The organism is Anaeromyxobacter sp. SG64 (assembly GCF_022690745.1).
In the GTDB taxonomy this organism is placed as follows: Bacteria; Myxococcota; Myxococcia; order Myxococcales; family Anaeromyxobacteraceae; genus Anaeromyxobacter; species Anaeromyxobacter soli.
On record NZ_JALCZB010000182.1, the window covers coordinates 1 to 2,767 of the forward strand.

Below are 2,767 nucleotides of genomic sequence, written 5' to 3' on the forward strand. Positions count from 1 at the left end.
CGCCGCGCCGGCGGAGGAGGCGGAGGCCGCGCTCGCGGCGTGGCTGGCGCGGGCGGGCGTGCCGGCGCGCCGCCGGGAGACGTTCCTCGCCGCGTGCGGGCTCGACGCGGCCGCGGCGCGGCGGCTCGGCGAGGATCTCGCGCTCGAGGCGCGGCTCCTCGACGCCGCCGCTCGCGTCGTGCCGGACGGGCCGTCGTGGGAGGAGGGGCTCGCGCTCGCCGCGCGGCTCTCGGGGGCTTGGATCGACGAGGCGCTCGCGGCTGGCGGGCGCGGAGGAGCGCGATGGGGAAGCGAGACCGGGACGAAGGCAAGCCGGCGCCGCAGGCGCCGTTCAACGCGGCGCTCGCGCGGCTGAGGGAGCGGCTTCCGGAGGGGTGGGCTCCGCCCGCGGAGGCGGAGCGCGCAGAGGAGGCGAGCGCCGCGCCGCCGCCGAAGGGGCCGGCGCGCGCGGTGGTCCGGCTCGAGCGCAAGGGGCGGGGCGGCAAGGAGGCCACGATCGTCGAGAAGCTCGCGCTCGCGCCCGCGGCGCTCTCCGCCTGGGCCGACGAGCTCAAGCGCGCGCTCGGCTGCGGCGGCGCCGTGGAGGAGGACGCCATCGTGCTGCAGGGCGACCAGCGCGAGCGCGCGCGGCGCTGGCTCGAGGCGAAAGGTGTGCGGAAGGTGATCCTGGGTTAGGACTCGCCCGCGCGGCGGCGGCCGCGGCGGGAGGACCATGGCGACGAGCGTCTTCGAGCTCTTCAAGATCGGCATCGGGCCGAGCTCGTCCCACACCGTCGGGCCGATGAAGGCGGCGCGCCGCTTCGCGGAGGCGCTCGCCGGGCGCGGGCTCCTCGAGCGCGTCGAGGCGGTCGCGATCGACCTGCACGGCTCGCTGGGCGCCACGGGGCGGGGCCACGGCACCGATCGCGCGGTCATGCTCGGGCTCATGGGCGAGACGCCGGAGGGGGTGGAGGTGGACGCCATCCCGCGGCGGCTCGAGGAGGTCCGCGCCCGCGGACGGCTCGCGCTCCTCGGGCGGCGCGAGCTCGCCTTCCGCGAGGCCGAGCACCTCCGCTTCCTGCCGCAGCCGCTGCCGTTCCACCCGAACGGCATGCGCTTCGTCGCCCGCGGCGTGAGCGGGGAGGAGCTCCTCGCGCGGACGAGCTACTCGGTGGGCGGAGGGTTCGTCGTCGACGCGGAGGACGCGGAGCGCCCTGCCGCCGGGCGCGCGCGGCGGCCCGGCGTGCCGCTGCCGTTCGCGTCGGCCGCGGAGCTGCTCGCCCGCTGCGCCGAGCGCGGCACGACGCCCGCGGGCGTCATGCTCGAGAACGAGGGCGCGCTCCGGCCCGAGGCCGAGGTGCGCGAGGGGCTCCTCCGGATCTGGCGGACGATGGAGGCGTGCGTGGAGCGGGGCTGCCGGACGGAGGGCATCCTGCCCGGCGGGCTCGCGGTGCCGCGCCGCGCGCCGGGGCTCTCCCGGCGCCTCTCCGCGCGCGCGGGCGCCGAGGCCGATCCGCTCGAGGCGATGGATCGGGTGAACCTCTGGGCGCTCGCTGTCAACGAGGAGAACGCCGCGGGCGGGCGCGTCGTGACGGCGCCCACGAACGGCGCCGCCGGGATCGTCCCCGCGGTGCTGCACTACTACCGGCGGCTCGTGCCCGGCGCGGACGACGGCGGGGTGGTGCGCTTCCTGCTCACCGCCGGCGCGATCGGCGCGCTCTACAAGGAGAACGCGTCGATCAGCGGCGCGGAGGTGGGTTGCCAGGGCGAGGTCGGGAGCGCCTGCTCGATGGCGGCGGCCGGGCTCGCCGAGGTGCTCGGCGGCTCGCCCGCGCAGATCGAGAACGCCGCCGAGATCGCGATGGAGCACAACCTCGGGCTCACCTGCGATCCGGTGGGCGGGCTCGTGCAGATCCCCTGCATCGAGCGCAACGCCATGGCGGCGGTGAAGGCCATCAACGCCGCGCGCATGGCGCTGCGCGGCGACGGCCGGCACCTCGTCTCGCTCGACGAGGTGATCCGCACGATGCGCGAGACCGGCGCCGACATGCAGGCCAAGTACAAGGAGACCGCGCTCGGCGGGCTCGCCGTGCACGCGGTCGACGCGCCGGTGCGGATCGGGGTGAACCTGCCGGAGTGCTAGTGGTCGCTGACCGGAGGAGCGGAGAGCATTGAGCGTCACGACGTCGTGGGCTCGGAAGTCTCGAGGTTCGCGAGCGCCCACATGCCCAGCTGCATCCCGGGACGCAGGGGCACCGCGCCAGCGCGCGAGAGTATCGATGGCCTATCGCCCGCGTCGCGGCGGAAGCGATCCATGTGCTCGCGCCCGAAGGTGCTCTCTGCGTGAAGCAGGTTGTGAGCTCGGCAGGCGAGTCGAAGATTCTCGACCGTGGACGGTCCCCCGAGGGCGGCGGGCTGGATGTGGTCGAGCTCGAGCTTCCAGCGTCTGTTGCAGCGGCAGCCGTCCGGGCCCACCCAGGCGCAGCGCCCGCCATCGCGCGTCCACACCGCGCGGCGCACTATCGCCGGGATCGTGGTCCTCTCCGCCGGCGGCTTCGCCGCGGTCTTCTTCGTCGCGGCGGCATTCGTCGTCCCGGCCTGCTTCGCTCCCTTCGTCTTCCGCTCCGGCGCGACCGCGCCCTTGCGCTTGCCGTGCTTCTGGATGGCGCAGCGGATCGCCTCGTGAAGCACCGCCGCGAGGTCGCCGTCCGGGACCTTGTGCGACAGGAGCGACCGGAGCGTCTCGAGGTCCTCCTTGCAGGCGCGGTCGAGCGTGACCCGGAGAGAC

Annotated in this window: 3 protein-coding genes and 1 pseudogene; 3 read left to right on the top strand and 1 reads right to left on the bottom strand. The window is 75.8% G+C overall.

The window, feature by feature from the left end; genetic code table 11:
* From MNZ29_RS23885 to MNZ29_RS23895, 3 genes and pseudogenes are all read left to right on the top strand, one after another.
* A pseudogene (locus tag MNZ29_RS23885) lies at positions 1–355 on the top strand (hypothetical protein); the annotation flags it as partial.
* Positions 283–675, top strand: coding sequence for a translation initiation factor (locus MNZ29_RS23890; protein ID WP_242357088.1), 393 nt, complete (start codon positions 283–285; stop codon positions 673–675). The pseudogene MNZ29_RS23885 and the gene MNZ29_RS23890, both read left to right, overlap by 73 nt.
* Positions 676–712: 37 nt before the next feature.
* Positions 713–2,122, top strand: a complete 1,410-nt coding sequence (locus MNZ29_RS23895) for an L-serine ammonia-lyase (protein WP_242357090.1) — start codon at positions 713–715, stop codon at positions 2,120–2,122.
* Between the two features lie 35 nt (positions 2,123–2,157).
* On the opposite strand, the gene MNZ29_RS23900 is transcribed toward MNZ29_RS23895, so the two are convergent.
* The coding region (locus MNZ29_RS23900) for an HNH endonuclease (protein WP_242357092.1) at positions 2,158–2,767 on the bottom strand (610 nt) is incomplete at its 5' end.